Source organism: Pseudomonas sp. P8_241 (assembly GCF_034008315.1).
Lineage (GTDB): Bacteria > Pseudomonadota > Gammaproteobacteria > Pseudomonadales > Pseudomonadaceae > Aquipseudomonas.
In genome coordinates, this window is sequence record NZ_CP125377.1 from 551795 (window position 1) to 565723 (window position 13929).

At 59.3% G+C, this 13929-nt stretch carries 17 protein-coding genes; 3 read left to right on the plus strand and 14 right to left on the minus strand.

Going from position 1 to position 13929, the window contains the following annotated elements:
- Positions 1-32 precede the first annotated feature (32 nt).
- The 9 genes from QMK58_RS02470 to ubiE all read right to left on the minus strand — a co-directional run bounded on the left by QMK58_RS02470 (position 33) and on the right by ubiE (position 6082).
- Positions 33-740: a 16S rRNA (uracil(1498)-N(3))-methyltransferase gene (locus QMK58_RS02470; RefSeq protein WP_053153297.1), complete on the minus strand. Its 708-nt coding sequence runs from the start codon at positions 738-740 to the stop codon at positions 33-35.
- The gene (gene tatC / locus QMK58_RS02475) at positions 737-1531 is read right to left on the minus strand and encodes a twin-arginine translocase subunit TatC (protein WP_053153300.1); all 795 of its coding nucleotides are present in this window, start codon (positions 1529-1531) and stop codon (positions 737-739) included. The genes QMK58_RS02470 and tatC overlap by 4 nt, the downstream gene beginning before the upstream one ends.
- A complete protein-coding gene (gene tatB, locus QMK58_RS02480) occupies positions 1528-1971 on the minus strand; it encodes a Sec-independent protein translocase protein TatB (protein WP_053153304.1) in 444 nt (147 codons plus the stop codon). The genes tatC and tatB overlap by 4 nt, the downstream gene beginning before the upstream one ends.
- 10 nt (positions 1972-1981) lie before the next feature.
- On the minus strand, positions 1982-2254 hold the full coding sequence (locus tag QMK58_RS02485) for a twin-arginine translocase TatA/TatE family subunit (RefSeq protein WP_053153307.1): 273 nt from the start codon (positions 2252-2254) through the stop codon (positions 1982-1984).
- A 25-nt stretch (positions 2255-2279) separates the two neighbouring features.
- Positions 2280-2612, minus strand: a complete 333-nt coding sequence (locus QMK58_RS02490) for a phosphoribosyl-ATP diphosphatase (protein ID WP_007975564.1) — start codon at positions 2610-2612, stop codon at positions 2280-2282.
- On the minus strand, positions 2605-3006 hold the full coding sequence (hisI, locus tag QMK58_RS02495; RefSeq protein ID WP_053153310.1) for a phosphoribosyl-AMP cyclohydrolase: 402 nt from the start codon (positions 3004-3006) through the stop codon (positions 2605-2607). The genes QMK58_RS02490 and hisI overlap by 8 nt, the downstream gene beginning before the upstream one ends.
- An 81-nt stretch (positions 3007-3087) precedes the next feature.
- On the minus strand, positions 3088-4692 hold the full coding sequence (ubiB, locus tag QMK58_RS02500; RefSeq protein WP_320395826.1) for a ubiquinone biosynthesis regulatory protein kinase UbiB: 1605 nt from the start codon (positions 4690-4692) through the stop codon (positions 3088-3090).
- Complete coding sequence (locus tag QMK58_RS02505; RefSeq protein ID WP_320395827.1) at positions 4689-5312, minus strand: SCP2 domain-containing protein; 624 nt, start codon at positions 5310-5312, stop codon at positions 4689-4691. Before QMK58_RS02505 ends, ubiB begins: the two co-directional genes overlap by 4 nt.
- Positions 5312-6082, minus strand: a complete 771-nt coding sequence (gene ubiE / locus QMK58_RS02510) for a bifunctional demethylmenaquinone methyltransferase/2-methoxy-6-polyprenyl-1,4-benzoquinol methylase UbiE (RefSeq protein ID WP_053153319.1) — start codon at positions 6080-6082, stop codon at positions 5312-5314. Before ubiE ends, QMK58_RS02505 begins: the two co-directional genes overlap by 1 nt.
- A 155-nt stretch (positions 6083-6237) precedes the next feature.
- On the opposite strand from ubiE, the gene QMK58_RS02515 reads away from it, so the two are divergent.
- The 3 genes from QMK58_RS02515 to QMK58_RS02525 all read left to right on the plus strand — a co-directional run bounded on the left by QMK58_RS02515 (position 6238) and on the right by QMK58_RS02525 (position 8009).
- Positions 6238-6513, plus strand: coding sequence for a polyhydroxyalkanoic acid system family protein (locus QMK58_RS02515; RefSeq protein WP_053153322.1), 276 nt, complete (start codon positions 6238-6240; stop codon positions 6511-6513).
- Between the two features lie 223 nt (positions 6514-6736).
- The gene (locus tag QMK58_RS02520) at positions 6737-7159 is read left to right on the plus strand and encodes a phasin family protein (RefSeq protein ID WP_053153327.1); all 423 of its coding nucleotides are present in this window, start codon (positions 6737-6739) and stop codon (positions 7157-7159) included.
- A gap of 10 nt (positions 7160-7169) precedes the next feature.
- On the plus strand, positions 7170-8009 hold the full coding sequence (locus QMK58_RS02525) for a phasin family protein (RefSeq protein WP_320395828.1): 840 nt from the start codon (positions 7170-7172) through the stop codon (positions 8007-8009).
- 93 nt (positions 8010-8102) lie between these two features.
- Here QMK58_RS02525 and QMK58_RS02530 read toward each other — a convergent pair whose 3' ends face one another.
- From QMK58_RS02530 to QMK58_RS02550, 5 genes are all read right to left on the minus strand, one after another.
- The gene (locus tag QMK58_RS02530) at positions 8103-8720 is read right to left on the minus strand and encodes a TetR/AcrR family transcriptional regulator (RefSeq protein WP_053153333.1); all 618 of its coding nucleotides are present in this window, start codon (positions 8718-8720) and stop codon (positions 8103-8105) included.
- Positions 8721-8779: 59 nt separating this feature from the next.
- Complete coding sequence (phaC, locus tag QMK58_RS02535) at positions 8780-10462, minus strand: class II poly(R)-hydroxyalkanoic acid synthase (protein ID WP_053153336.1); 1683 nt, start codon at positions 10460-10462, stop codon at positions 8780-8782.
- Positions 10463-10575: 113 nt separating this feature from the next.
- On the minus strand, positions 10576-11430 hold the full coding sequence (phaZ, locus tag QMK58_RS02540) for a poly(3-hydroxyalkanoate) depolymerase (protein WP_053153339.1): 855 nt from the start codon (positions 11428-11430) through the stop codon (positions 10576-10578).
- Positions 11431-11591: 161 nt separating this feature from the next.
- A complete protein-coding gene (gene phaC, locus QMK58_RS02545; RefSeq protein ID WP_320395829.1) occupies positions 11592-13271 on the minus strand; it encodes a class II poly(R)-hydroxyalkanoic acid synthase in 1680 nt (559 codons plus the stop codon).
- A 259-nt stretch (positions 13272-13530) separates the two neighbouring features.
- Positions 13531-13908, minus strand: coding sequence for a gamma-butyrobetaine hydroxylase-like domain-containing protein (locus tag QMK58_RS02550; protein ID WP_053153347.1), 378 nt, complete (start codon positions 13906-13908; stop codon positions 13531-13533).
- Positions 13909-13929: the final 21 nt, after the last annotated feature.

A 13929-nucleotide genomic window follows, 5' to 3' on the forward strand; every position in this document is an offset into this window, starting at 1 on the left:
GCCTGCGGCTGCTCCTACGGGGGTGGTGTTGGTTAGAACAGCCGTGCCAGCAGGGCGGTCACGGCGGTTTCGACGCGCAGGATTCGATCGCCCAGTTGCACCGCTTGCAGGCCGGATTTGCCCAGCAAGTCGATCTCGTAAGGAATCCAGCCACCTTCCGGGCCGATGGCGAGGGTTACCGGTTCGCTGAGGGCGCGGGGGCAGGGTGGGTAGTTGCCGGGGTGGCCAACCAGACCGAGCGTGCCTTCGGCGATTGCGGGCAGGCGGTCTTCAACGAATGGTTTGAAGCGTTTCTCGATCATGACTTCCGGCAGCACGGTGTCCCGGGCCTGTTCGAGGCCAAGAATCAGCTGTTCGCGAATCGCTTCAGGCTCAAGGAACGGTGTCTGCCAGAAGCTCTTCTCGACGCGATAGCTGTTGACCAGCATGATCCGCGGCACACCCATGGCCGCCACGGTCTGAAACACCCTGCGCAGCATTTTGGGCCGCGGCAGGGCCAGCACCAGTGTCAGCGGCAGCTTGGCCGGAGGCGGTTGATCGAGGGTGACGCGCAGTTCGGCTTCATCGGCGTCCAGACGCAGCACTTCGGCCGAGCCCATCAGCCCGCCGATTCGCCCGACGCGCATGCTGTCGCCGACTTCACAGCGGTGAACTTCCTGCATGTGCGTCAACCGGCGATCACGCAGGATCGCCCGGTCGGCCGCAATGAAATCGGCCTCTTCGAGGAGCAGCAGGTTCACGCTTGGGTCGCTGGTGGCTGGTCGTTGTGATCGTCAGCCGTTTGATCGTCCGGATGCTCGCCACGCTTACTGATCAGGCTGCCAAACAGGATGCCGACTTCGAACAGCATCCACATCGGTATGGCCAGCAGGGTCTGCGAGAAGATGTCCGGCGGAGTCAGGATCATGCCGACCACGAAGCAGCCGATGATCACGTATGGGCGGATTTTCTTCAGGTACTTAACGTCGACCACGCCGATCCACACCAGCAGCACCACGGCCACCGGGATTTCGAACGCCACGCCGAAGGCGAAGAACAGCGTCATGACGAAGTCGAGGTAGCTGGTGATGTCGGTCATCATTTCCACGCCGGCCGGGGTGGCGGCGGCGAAGAACTTGAAGATCAGCGGGAACACCAGGAAATAGGCGAAGGCCATGCCGGCGTAGAACAAAAAGATGCTGGAGACCAGCAAGGGCACGGCGATGCGTTTTTCATGCTTGTACAGGCCTGGAGCGATGAAGCCCCAGATCTGATGCAGGATCACCGGGATCGCCAGGAACAGCGAAACCATCATGGTCAGCTTCAGTGGCGTCAGGAATGGTGACGACACATCGGTGGCAATCATCGTCGCGCCGGCGGGCAGATAGGCACGCAGCGGCGTCGAGACAAAGGTGTAGATCTGCTGGGTGAAAGCAAACAGCCCGGCAAAGATGATAAAGATCGCCGCTACGCAACGCAGCAGACGGGTACGCAACTCGGTGAGATGCGAAACCAGCGGCATGTGCTGGTCGTTTTCAGGGAGATCGCTCATGGGGCTCGCGGCGGCAAAGTGGTGTCAGTAGGCGCTGGCGTTGTCGGCGCGGCGGCTGGAGCAACGGGTTCAACCGGCATCGCTGCCACTGCCGGCGCAGGTTCCGCTATCGGAGCAGGTGTCGGTGGGACTGCTGCGGCAGGCGTTTGAATCGTCTGCTCGCCCACGTGCTCGACAGGCGTCGGTTCTTGCTGGGTCGGCGTGAAGATCTTCCGCGCTTCCTGCTCAAGCGACAGGATGTGTTCGTTGTGCAGTTGCCGACGAATTTCGTCAGCACCGATTTCCCGTTCAACTTCCTGTTTGATCGCGTTGAAGCTGCGCTTCAGGCGCCCGACCCACAGGCCGGCGGTGCGCGCTGCGCCCGGCAGGCGCTCGGGACCCAGCACCAGCAGGGCGACGAGGCCGACAAGCAGCAGTTCAGAGAAGCTGATACCAAACATTAGTCAGTGCTCACACGTCTTTGCGGATCGGCTCTTCGACTTTCTGCGCCTGCACGTCAATGGTGTGCGGCTGGTTCACAGAGGCTTGTGGCTGAACAGGCGGAACCGGTTGCGCCGGGGTCGCGTTCGGGTCGGCCGGCTTTTCGTCATCGTTCATGGCCTTGCGAAAGCCTTTGATCGACTCGCCGACATCAGTGCCGAGGTTTTTCAGTTTCTTGGTGCCGAACACCAGTACGACAACAACCAGGATGACGATCCAGTGTTTCCAGTCAAAAATGCCCATGTTGCTGCTCCTCTCTAATAGTTATTCAGGCGGACGGTCGCGAGGCTTTCTCGGCGTGCCCGGACAGACCGAAGCGACGGTCCAGTTCATCGAGTACAGCCTGAGGATGCTGCCCCAGTTGGGCGAGCATGACCATGCTGTGGAACCACAAATCGGCGGTTTCGTAGATCACATCACTGCAGTCACCGCTGACGGCGGCGTCCTTGGCGGCAATGATGGTTTCGACCGACTCTTCGCCGACTTTTTCCAGAATCTTGTTCAAGCCCTTGTGGTACAGGCTGGCGACATACGAGCTGTCGGCGGCGGCGCCTTTGCGCTCCTCCAGTACCTCGGCCAGACGGGTCAGAGTGTCACTCATGTTTGTGTCCTGCGGAATAGATGGCGTGCGGATCTTTCAGGACCGGGTCGACTGTTGTCCAGTCGCCGTTCTCATAGACGCGGTAGAAGCAGCTCTGACGGCCGGTATGGCAGGCGATGTCGCCGATCTGCTCGACCATCAGGATGATGACGTCGGCGTCGCAGTCCAGGCGCATCTCGTGCAGGGTTTGCACATGACCGGACTCTTCGCCCTTGCGCCACAGCTTGCCACGGGAACGCGACCAGTAAATGGCACGGTTCTCGGTAGCGGTCAGTTCCAGTGCTTCGCGGTTCATCCAGGCCATCATGAGGACGCGCCCGGTCTTGTAATCCTGGGCAATCGCCGGCACCAGGCCGTCGGCATCCCACTTGATCTCGTCCAGCCAGTTTTTCATCTTTGACTCCGACAGTGAGCCCCACACTTCAATAGTCGAGCTCAGGCGTTGAAACAGTGTGCCAGTCGTTCACACAACTGGCTATCGGCGAACGACCAGATACAAACCCACGGCCATCATGATGCCGGCGGGCCAATAGGCCAACTGGTTCAATGGCCCACCAGCGGCTAGGATGGCGCCACCGGCCAGGTGCGCGGTGCCGAGCAGGCGCAGGAACCAGTCGTCGCGGCGTCGGTGCCACGGTGGTGGCGGGTCGTAGGCGTGGGGCTGGGACATGCGTTCGAGCAGGTCGCGGGCCATGTTGGCCAGATGCGGCAGTTGTTCAAACTGGCTCTGCACGTTGCCGAGCAGGGCTTTGGGGCTGACGCGCTCGCGCATCCAGCGCTCCAGGAACGGTTGCGCGGTGTTCCACAGGTCAAGCTCCGGATACAACTGACGGCCCAGACCTTCGATGTTCAACAGGGTTTTCTGCAAGAGAACAAGCTGCGGCTGCACTTCCATGTTGAAGCGGCGCGCCGTCTGGAACAGGCGCATTAGCACCTGGCCGAAGGAAATATCTTTTAACGGTTTTTCGAAGATCGGCTCGCACACGGTGCGGATTGCCGCTTCGAATTCGTTGAGCTTGGTTTCCGCCGGCACCCAGCCCGAATCGATGTGCAGCTGCGCTACACGACGGTAATCGCGCTTGAAGAAGGCAAACAGGTTGCGCGCCAGGTAGTCCTGGTCTTCCGGCGTCAGGCTGCCGACGATACCGCAGTCGATCGCAATGTATTGCGGGCTCCACGGGCTCACGGTGCTGACGAAGATATTGCCGGGGTGCATATCGGCATGGAAGAAGCTGTCGCGGAACACCTGGGTGAAGAAGATCTCCACGCCGCGTTCAGCGAGCATCTTCATGTCGGTGCGCTGGTCGGCCAGGGTCGTCAGATCGGTGACCTGGATGCCGTAGATTCGCTCCATCACCAGCACTTTCGGCCGGCACCAGTCCCAGTAGACCTGTGGCACGTACAGCAGCGGTGAGCCTTCGAAGTTACGCTTCAACTGGCTGGCGTTGGCCGCTTCGCGCAGCAGGTCGAGTTCGTCGTAGATGGTTTTTTCGTAGTCGCTGACCACGTCCACCGGGTGCAGCAGGCGCGCATCGGCCGAGAGTTTTTCGGCGGCGCGGGCGAGGATGAACAGCCACGCCAGATCCTGGGCGATGATCGGTTTGAGGCCCGGACGAATCACTTTGACGACGACTTCTTCGCCGGTTTTCAGTTGCGCGGCGTGTACCTGAGCCACCGAAGCCGAGGCCAGTGGTTCGACGTCGAAACGGCTGAACACTTCGCTGATCTTCTTGCCGAGTTGTTCTTCGATCAACTTGACCGACACCTGCGAATCGAACGGCGGCACGCGGTCCTGGAGTTTCATCAGCTCATCGGCGATGTCTTCCGGCAGCAGGTCGCGGCGGGTGGACAGGATCTGTCCGAACTTGATGAAGATCGGCCCCAGGTCCTGCAACGCCAGACGCAAGCGCGCGCCACGGCTCAGGTCCAGGGTCTTGCGCGGGAACCAGCGCCACGGCAAGGCATAACGCAGCGCCCGCAGGAACCAGGGCAATGGCAGGGCGAACAGCAGGTCATCGAGGCGGTAGCGGATCACGACGCGCTGGATGCGCAACAAACGGCGGACGGCAAGCAGCTTCATGCGTTATCGCTTGGGTCGAGGGATCGGGAAAGGCGCTCGAAACGCGCCTCGAGACGTTCCAGATCGAGCTTGATCTGGTCCAGTTCACTGAATCGGGCTTCGGCTTCGCGCTGACCGACAAGGGTGCGCGATTCTTCGGCCAGGTATTCGCCCAGGTTCTGGCCCAGACTGGCAAATCCTTGCTGATACCAGCGGGCGCGACTGCGCAAATGACCGCCGACCAGTTGCGTGGCCACCGGGCCGAGCCAGCGCGAGAGTTCGTACTCCCAGTCCAGCTCCAGGTCCTGAAGGATTGCCGCCAGCTCCAGCAGCACGCCGCTGTCGCCGTCGAGTTCGACTTGCGGGCCATGCAAAACGGAAGTCTTGTCCTTGCTCATCGCCAGTTTCAACAGGCTCGAAGCCGGTGCGCGCAATGTGCAGTCGGCGCCGGTTTCCCACTGGGAGGCGAGCATCAGACCTTCGTCGCTGGGCAGGATGAACAATTGCAGCGCCGGGCCCCGGCAGTCGACGGCAATCACTTTGCCGGTCAAATGCGCGAGCCGCGGCAACGCCGTGCTGTCAAGGCGCAACACCCGGTTCAGGCCGAGTTCAACGCTGGCGAGCAGGCCGGCGAGCAACATCAGGGCTTGATGCCGCGGTGCAGGGCGACGATGCCTGCAGTCATGTTGTGATAAGTGACGCGGTCGAAACCGGCTTCCACCATCATCGACTTCAGGGTTTCCTGATTCGGATGCATGCGGATCGATTCGGCCAGGTAGCGATAACTTTCCGAGTCGTTGGTGATCAGCTTGCCCATCAATGGCATGAAGGCGAACGAGTAAGCGTCGTATGCCTTGGACATCAGTGCGTTGGTCGGCTTGGAGAATTCCAGCACCAGCAAGCGCCCGCCCGGCTTGAGTACACGCAGCATGGAGCGCAGGGCGTCTTCCTTGTGCGTGACGTTGCGCAGGCCGAAAGCGATGGTCACGCAGTCGAAATGGTTGTCCGGGAACGGCAGCTTTTCAGCGTCGGCCTGAACGAACTCGACATTGCCGGCCACACCCAGATCCAGCAGGCGGTCGCGACCGACCTTGAGCATGGATTCGTTGATGTCGGCCAACACGACCTGGCCGGTCGGGCCTACCAGGTGCGAGAATTTTTTGGTCAGGTCACCGGTGCCGCCCGCGATGTCGAGCACTCGGTTGCCGGCACGAACGCCCGACAATTCGATCGCAAAGCGCTTCCACAGACGGTGCATGCCGCCCGACAGAAGGTCGTTCATCAGGTCGTACTTGGCGGCTACCGAATGAAAAACCTCAGCGACTTTTTCCGCTTTCTGGCTTTCCGGAACGTTTTTGAAGCCGAAGTGAGTGGTGGGTTCGGCATCGCTGCCTTTGCGCTGATCAGTCATATCGCTGTCACCAAAAGAGAATGCGCGACATTCTAATCCCCAAGGGATGCTTTGTCTTGGCAAGGCTGAAGGTAAGATGGATCAACCTCGGGACGTTTTGCCGCAGCGGCGGTCAAGATTTACCGAACAGGCATTCATAAAGCAGGAGTCATTCAATGGCCCGTATTAGTGTTGAGCGTGCCCACGGCCTGGGCAAGGAAGCGGCCCGCGAGAAGGCCGACCAGTTGGCGCAGAAACTTTCCGACCAGTATGGCCTGGAGCCGCAATGGTCCGGCGACACCCTGAACCTCAAGCGTTCGGGCGTGAAAGGTGCGGTACATGTCAGCGAAGATTCGATCAAGGTCGATGTGGAGTTGGGCCTGATGATGTCGGCCATGAGCGGCATGATCAAAGCGGAAATCGAAAAGGCGCTGGATAAAGCCCTCGCATAAACGCGCTCTTGTAGGAGCAAGCTTGCTCGCGATGCAGGCAACTCGGTATTTCAGTTGCACCGAGGTGATGCCATCGCGAGCAAGCTTGCTCCTACAGTCAGAGGCAACCCTCTGTCCATGTCAGTTGTTAGGGTGCCGTTTCTAATTTTTCTCCCTACCTTTGTGCCCAAGCCCGACACTTCTTGCGGGCAGTTCCTCAAACCTTCTGCGCGTGAGGTGCACCATGGCCAAAGTTATTCTGAAGAAAAAAATCGACGCATCGACCACTGCTCTGGGCGACGTCAAATCCTATGCCCGCAAGATCTGGCTGGCAGGCCTGGGTGCCTACACCAAGGTCGGCCAAGAGGGTAGCGAGTACTTTCAAGAGCTGATCAAGGCTGGTCAAGTTGTTGAAAAAAATGGCAAAAAAGTAGTCGCTGAAAAACTCGAAGCGGCGAATGCCGAGATCGATGAAGCCAAGACCGAAGTGAGCACTTTCAAAGGTCGCGTCGAAGTTCAACTCGACAAAGTCGAGAAGGCGTTCGACACGCGTGTCGCAAGTGCCTTGAATCGTATCGGTATTCCGTCTAAACATGACGTTGAGACACTCTCTGCTAAGCTCGATGAGCTGACGGCATTGCTCGAACGTGTCGCGCGTAAATCTTAAGGAGAACGGGATGGCTGGCAAAAAGAATACTGACAAAGAAGGCAGCTCGTGGATCGGGAAAGTCGAAGACTACTCCCGCAAAATCTGGCTGGCTGGCTTGGGCGTGTACTCGAAGATCGACACTGACGGCAGCAAGCTCTTCGATACACTCGTTAAAGACGGCGAGAAAGCCGAGAAGCTCGCCAAGAGCGCTGTTGGCAACAAGGTCGACGACGTCAAGGATTCCGCTTCTTCCGCCAAGTCGCGCATCAGCGGCGTGAAAGATCGCGCACTGGGCAAGTGGGATGAGCTGGAAGGGGCTTTCGACAAGCGCCTGAACAGCGCCATTTCGCGCCTGGGCGTGCCGAGCCGCAACGAAGTCAAGGCTCTGCACAGCAAGGTCGATACCCTGACCAAGCAAATCGAAAAACTGACCGGCGCCAAGGTTGCGCCTGTTGCGGCGAAAACTGCAGCAGCCAAACCAGCCGCCAAAACCGCGGCAAAACCACTGGCTAAAGCAGCTGCAAAACCAGCGGCCAAGACAGCGGCAGCAAAACCTGCTGCAGCCAAGCCAGCGGCCAAACCAGCTGCCGCGAAAGCCGCCGCTAAACCGGCTGCCAAGCCAGCAGCTAAACCTGCGGCCAAAACTGCAGCGGCCAAACCTGCTGCGGCCAAACCTGCTGCGGCGAAAAAACCAGCTGTGAAAAAGCCGGCTGCACCGAAAGCTGCTGCGCCAAAACCAGCAGTGGCTGCCGCCAAACCGGCAGCCCCGGCACCTGCAGCCAGTTCGTCGAACTCTGCGTCCGCGCCGACCCCTGCTGTAACCCCGACTGCCGCGCCAGCTCCATCGACGCCAACCAGTCAGTCCTGATTCTCAGGGCTCAAGAAAACGCCCGGCCTGTAAAGGTCGGGCGTTTTTGTTTGTGCAGAAAAAGATCGCAGCCTTCGGCAGCTCCTACAGATCTCATTGGTCTTCAAGGTACTCCATCGCCATCTGTTCGGTCGCCACTTTCATCGACGCAAGCAGGTGCGGCGCCACCAGCATCATGATCTGGTAAATCACCAGTCGCACTTCACCTTCGCGGCCGAGGATTCGCTGATAGTCCAGTGAAAACAGCAACGTCAGGGTGATTTGCTCCACCAGTTGCCCCAGCGCCTGGGTCTCACTGACCAGCAACCCTTGCGCCTGTAAGCGCGCCAGCAACGACGCCAGTGTGCGCTTGAGGGAATTGAGCAGGTTGCGAATGCCCTTGGCCAGTTTCGGCAGACGTCCTGCGAGGTTCGACAGGTCCTGGAACAGAAACCGGTAGTGGGACAGGCGTTCGACGATCAGGTGCAAGAACAGCCAGTAGTCCTCAGGTGCCAATTCGACATCGGCCGGTGGATCGAGCAGTGGCGCGAGTTCGTTTTGAAAGCGCTCGAAAAGCCCGAGAATCAGCGGTTCCTTACCGTGGAAGTGGTAGTAGAGGTTGCCCGGGCTGATGCCCATTTCGTTGGCAACTTCCATGGTGGAGACATTCGGTTCGCCCTTCTCGTTGAACAAACTCAGGGCACATTCGAGGATCCGGTCGCGGGTTTTCATCCAGTCTTCTTATTGATCGGGTCATGCCACGGCAGGCAGCCGCCGTGGCTCGTTTAACGTCAGCGCACGCGCACGTAAGTGCCAGGTGCCGCCTCCATCGGTGGATAATTCTGGTTGCCCAGCGCCGTGTGCGTTTCTTTTTGCGCGCCGGAGCGCTCCTGGATCCAGCCGAGCCATTGGCCCCACCAGCTGCCCTCGACTTGCTTGGCGTCGTAGAACCAGGCCCGTGGGTCGCTGCTCAGCTTTGCGCCCTCGACATAGTTGGCTTTCGGATTGTTCGGCGGGTTTAGAATGCTTTGTATGTGGCCGCTGTTGGACAGCACAAAACGACGGTCGCCACCGAGTAGCAGCGTTGAACGATACACCGCATCCCACGGCGTAATGTGATCGTTGATGCCGGCAACGCTGAAGCTGTCGACGGTCACCTTCTGTAAATCTATCGGTGTGCCACAGACTTCGAGACCGCCCGGATGGCCCAGCGGGTTGTGCTTGAAGAAGTCCAGCAAATCGCCGTGCAGGGCGGCGGGCAGGCGTGTGTTGTCGTTGTTCCAGTAGAGGATGTCGAATGCTGGCGGCTCTTTTCCCAACAGGTAATTGTTGACGAAGTAGCTCCAGATCAAATCGTTGGGGCGCATCCAGGCGAACACCTTGGCCATGTCCCGCCCGTCCAGCACACCTTTCTGGTAGGAGCGGCGCTTGGCGGCTTCCAGGGTTTGTTCGTCGGCGAACAGTGTGGCAGGCGAATCCATTTGGCTGTCGAGCAAGCTCACCAGATACGTCGCGCTGGAGACCCGGCGCAGTTGCCGCTTGGCCTGCAAGTGCCCCTGCAGCGCGGCAATGGTCAGCCCGCCGGCACAGGCGCCCATCAGGTTGACCTCACGGGCGCCGGTGATGGCCCGGCAGACGTTCATGGCTTCTTCCACGGCCTCGACGTAAGTCGACAGACCCCATTCACGGTGGCGCACATCAGGGTTGCGCCAACTGATCACGAATGTCTGCAGGCTGTTCTTGAGTGCGTACTGGACGAAACTGTTGTGCGGGCTCAGATCAAAAATGTAGTACTTGTTGATCTGCGGTGGCACCACCAACAGGGGCTTGGAGTACTGCTTTTCGCTCATGGGCTTGTATTGGATCAGCTCCAGCAGTTCATTGCGAAACACCACCGCGCCGGCGGTGGTGGCGACTGTTTTGCCGACCTCGAACGAGTGCTTGGTGACTTGTCGTGGCAGGCCGTCGTTGTGCAGAAAGTCGTCTACCAGGTGGCTGATGCCGCGCACCAGGCTATTGCCGCCGGAGTTGAAGATTTCCTTGATCGCCAGCGGATTGAGCAGGGTGTTGGAGGGCGACACGGCATCGTTGAGCAAGGCAAAGGCGAAGTGAGCGCGGGCGCGGTCGTCCGGGCTCATATTGCTCTCGTCGATCCACTGTTTGACTTGTTTCTGCCAGCTCAGATACGCCTGCAGGCTGCGACGGTAAAACGGGTTCAGGCTCCATGCCGGGTCAGCGAAGCGCGCATCCTGCGGGTTGGTCGGGTGCAGGGTATCGCCCAGCAGCACACGACCCAGTTGTCCGCTCAGTTTCAAGGCATGTCGCGCGGTGTGCACCGGGTTGCGCAAACCATGAGCGGCCACACTGCGCAGAGTCGACAGCAGATCCCGGCCGCGCAGACCGGTGATCGCACTTTGTGCGTTGATGAACGTGGCGGGAGGGGGTAGAGACTCCCTCGCTGGTTTATCGCGCATGACTCAACACTCCTTCGTCTTCAGGCCAAATACAAATACCGAACCAGAACACCATAGACGCTGTAATGGGTTGTTGCGCGGCGCGGCGTCCTGCCGTTCCCTTACTGCAAGGTTTAGCCGCCCAATGGCGCTGGATGCGGATGCATCACCGCGCGCTGTCGCTCCTCTTCCAGGAATTTCATGATGATCGGGGCGACCGCTTCGGCCCGGGTAATCAGGAACAAATGCCCGTCGTCGATAATGTGCAGCTGGGCATTGGGAATCCGCCAGGCCAAAACGCGCATGTTGATCAGCGGGATCAGTGGGTCATCATCGCCCGCCAGCACCAGGGTCGGCTGATTGATCTTGTGCAGCCAGTGGATACTGGTCCAGCCGACGCCGGCGAACAGTTGCCAGTAGTAACCGAGTTTGCCTGCCGAGCGCACTTTGGCGGCGTGGCTGGCTGCCAGGGTCGGATCGCGACGGAACGAACCACCGTAAATCAACGGCGCAATCCGGATCACGTGGGACGGCTGAATGTAGCGCCGCGGGCTGGCCATCAGCCACAGCACCTTCGGCTTGCCCGGCACCATCACCGCACCGGCCGCCGTGGCAGCCAGTACCAGCTTCTTGCAGCGCTCTGGATAGTCAAAGGCAAACTGCTGAGCGAGGGCACCACCCCAAGACACTCCGATCACGTTGACTTGCCCGTAATCGAGATAGTCGAGCATTCGCGCCGTGAGTTTTGCCAGGCCGGGAAAGCGATAAGGCCGGCGCGGTGTCGACGAGCCGCCGACACCGGGTACGTCGAAAGCGATGACTTCCAGGTCCGGGTCGAGCGCCGCGATGAACGGAAACACCAGCTCCAGGTTGGCGCCGATGCCGTTGAATATCAGCAAGGGCGTCAAGTGAGGCTTGCCGGGGCGTACCGCCGTGCGGAGCGTCTGGCCATCCAGCTCGACGGTACGGAATATAAAGGGTTGCGGCATGCTTCGGGGCCCTGTGGGTCGCGTTTTTAAATTCTTCCCCGATCCCCTGTAGGAGCGAGCTTGCTCGCGAAAAACGCAAAGGCAACGCATTCATCCAGACAGCGCGCGTTATCGTTGACGTCCATCGCGAGCTCGCTCCTACAAGGGGCGAGGTGTGTCAGTTACCGCTCATGTACATAGGTGCCGGGTGCAGCTTCAGCCGCCGGATAGGCCTTGTTGCCCAGTTTCAAAGGCGCCTTCTTCAGGTTGCCCGAACGCTCGGCCTGCCAGGTCTGCCAGTGCAGCCACCAGGAGTCGGTGTGTTTGGTCGACTCCAGCTGCCAGTCATCAGCGTTGACGGGCATTTCGGTGCTGGTCATGTAGCGCGATTTCGGATTGCCCGGCGGGTTCAGGATGCTCTGGATGTGCCCGCTGCTGGACAGCACGAATTCAACCTTGCCGCCAAACAGCTGCGCCGATTTGTAGCAGGAGCGCCACGGAGTGATGTGGTCGCTGGTGCCGGCCAAGGCAAAGATGTCGGCGGTGACCTGCTTGAGATCGATCGGCGTGCCGCACACTTCCAGTGCGTTCGGGCGGATCAATGGATTGTTTTTGAACATTTCGATCAGGTCGCCGTGGAACGCGGCAGGCAGGCGAGTGGTGTCGTTGTTCCAGAAGAGAATGTCGAACACCGGCGGCTCGTTGCCCAACAGGTAGTTGTTGACCCAGTAGTTCCAGATCAGGTCGTTGGGGCGCATCCAGGCGAAGACTTTCGCCATGTCGCGGCCTTCCAGTACACCGGCCTGATAGGAATGGCGCTTGGCGGATTCGAGGGTCTGCTCGTTGACGAACAGGGCAACGTCGCTGTCCAGTGTGGTGTCGAGCACGCTGACCAACAGTGTCAGGGAGTTCACCTTTTTCTCGCCGATTGCCGCGTAGTGGCCCAGCAGTGCGGTGCAGGTGATCCCGCCGGAGCAGGCGCCGAGCATGTTCACATCTTTGCTGCCAGTGATCGCGGTGATCACGTCGACGGCTTCCTTGAGCGCTTCGATGTAAGTCGACAGACCCCACTCGCGTTGCGCCTTGGTCGGGTTGCGCCAACTGACGATGAATGTCTGAACGTTGCTGCGCAGGCAGAACCGCGCCAGGCTCTTCTCCGGGCTCAGGTCGAAAACGTAGAACTTGTTGATCTGTGGCGGTACTACCAGCAGTGGGCGCTCATAGACTTGCTCGGTGCTCGGCTTGTACTGGATCAGTTCCAGCACATCGTTGCGGAACACCACCGCGCCTTCGGTCACGCCCAGGGTCTTGCCGACCTCAAATGCACCCATGTTGACCTGGCTCGGCATACCGCCGTTGTGCACGATGTCCTTGGCCAGATGGGAAAGGCCGTCAAGCAGGCTTTTACCGCCGGTTTCGAAGAAGCGTTTGACTGCTGCAGGGTTGGCCGCCGTATTGGACGGTGCGAGCGCTTCGGTCATGAGGTTGATGACGAAATGCCCGCGACCGACATCCTGTGCCGGCAGATTGCTTTCGTCGATCCAGGTGTGGAGCTCCTTGCGCCACGCCAGGTAAGTCTGCAAATAACGTTTGTAGAGCGGGTTTTGGCTCCAGGCCGGATCGGCGAAACGACGATCTTCGTTGGTCGGTTGCAGCGCGGATTTGCCGAGCAAAACGTTCTTGAGTTCAAGGCCGAAATGAGCGACATGCTTGGCGCTGTGAATCGGTTGCCTGACGGCTTGCCTGAGCACCATACGAGCTGAAGCCAGTAGATCTTTGCCACGCAGTCCAACGACAGGATTGAGCCCCAAGGTGTTTTCGGAGGCTTGATACTTCAAGTCATCGTTATTCTTGTTACTCATCTACGACGCTCCATTGTCCTGAGACGAGTACCGGGTCGTGCTGTGCAGTCTCACAACTAACGCCAGGTACTGCTGCTCGGGGTGACCGTTAATACTGCATCGCTGCTTTTTTAATGCAGAGAGCACTGCAGGGAACTTGCCAGTTCCATTGGTTACCCGAGTTTAATTTTTTTCGCAAGCAGGCCAATCAGTGGTCCTGGAGCGGAGCATTCAAGCAGATGAAATTAGAAAATGCCTTCTAATGAACAAGAGGCTCGGACTAGAGCATCAGTTTGACGACAGACTCGTTCGGATCGCGGGTTTTTCCGGCCGCTTTGAGCTCGGCAAGGTAGTCTTCCCAGAGTGCGTCATAACGCCGCGCCAGTTCGTAGAGGTATTCCCAGGTGAACAGACCGCTGTCGTGGCCATCATCGAACGTCAGTTTGATTGCATACTGACCGGCCGGTTCTACCTTGGTCAGTCCTACGTTGATCTTGCCAAATTGCAAGACAGGTTTGCCGTGGCCCTGGACCTCGGCGGAGGGGGAGTGCACGCGTAGAAACTCGGCGGGCAGGGTGTATTCCTCTCCGGTCGCGTATTTGAGCGACAGGGTTTTTGAGGCTTTGTGCAGTTTGATGTCGGTGGGGAGCTGGGTCATGGCCGGATATCCGTTGGTATG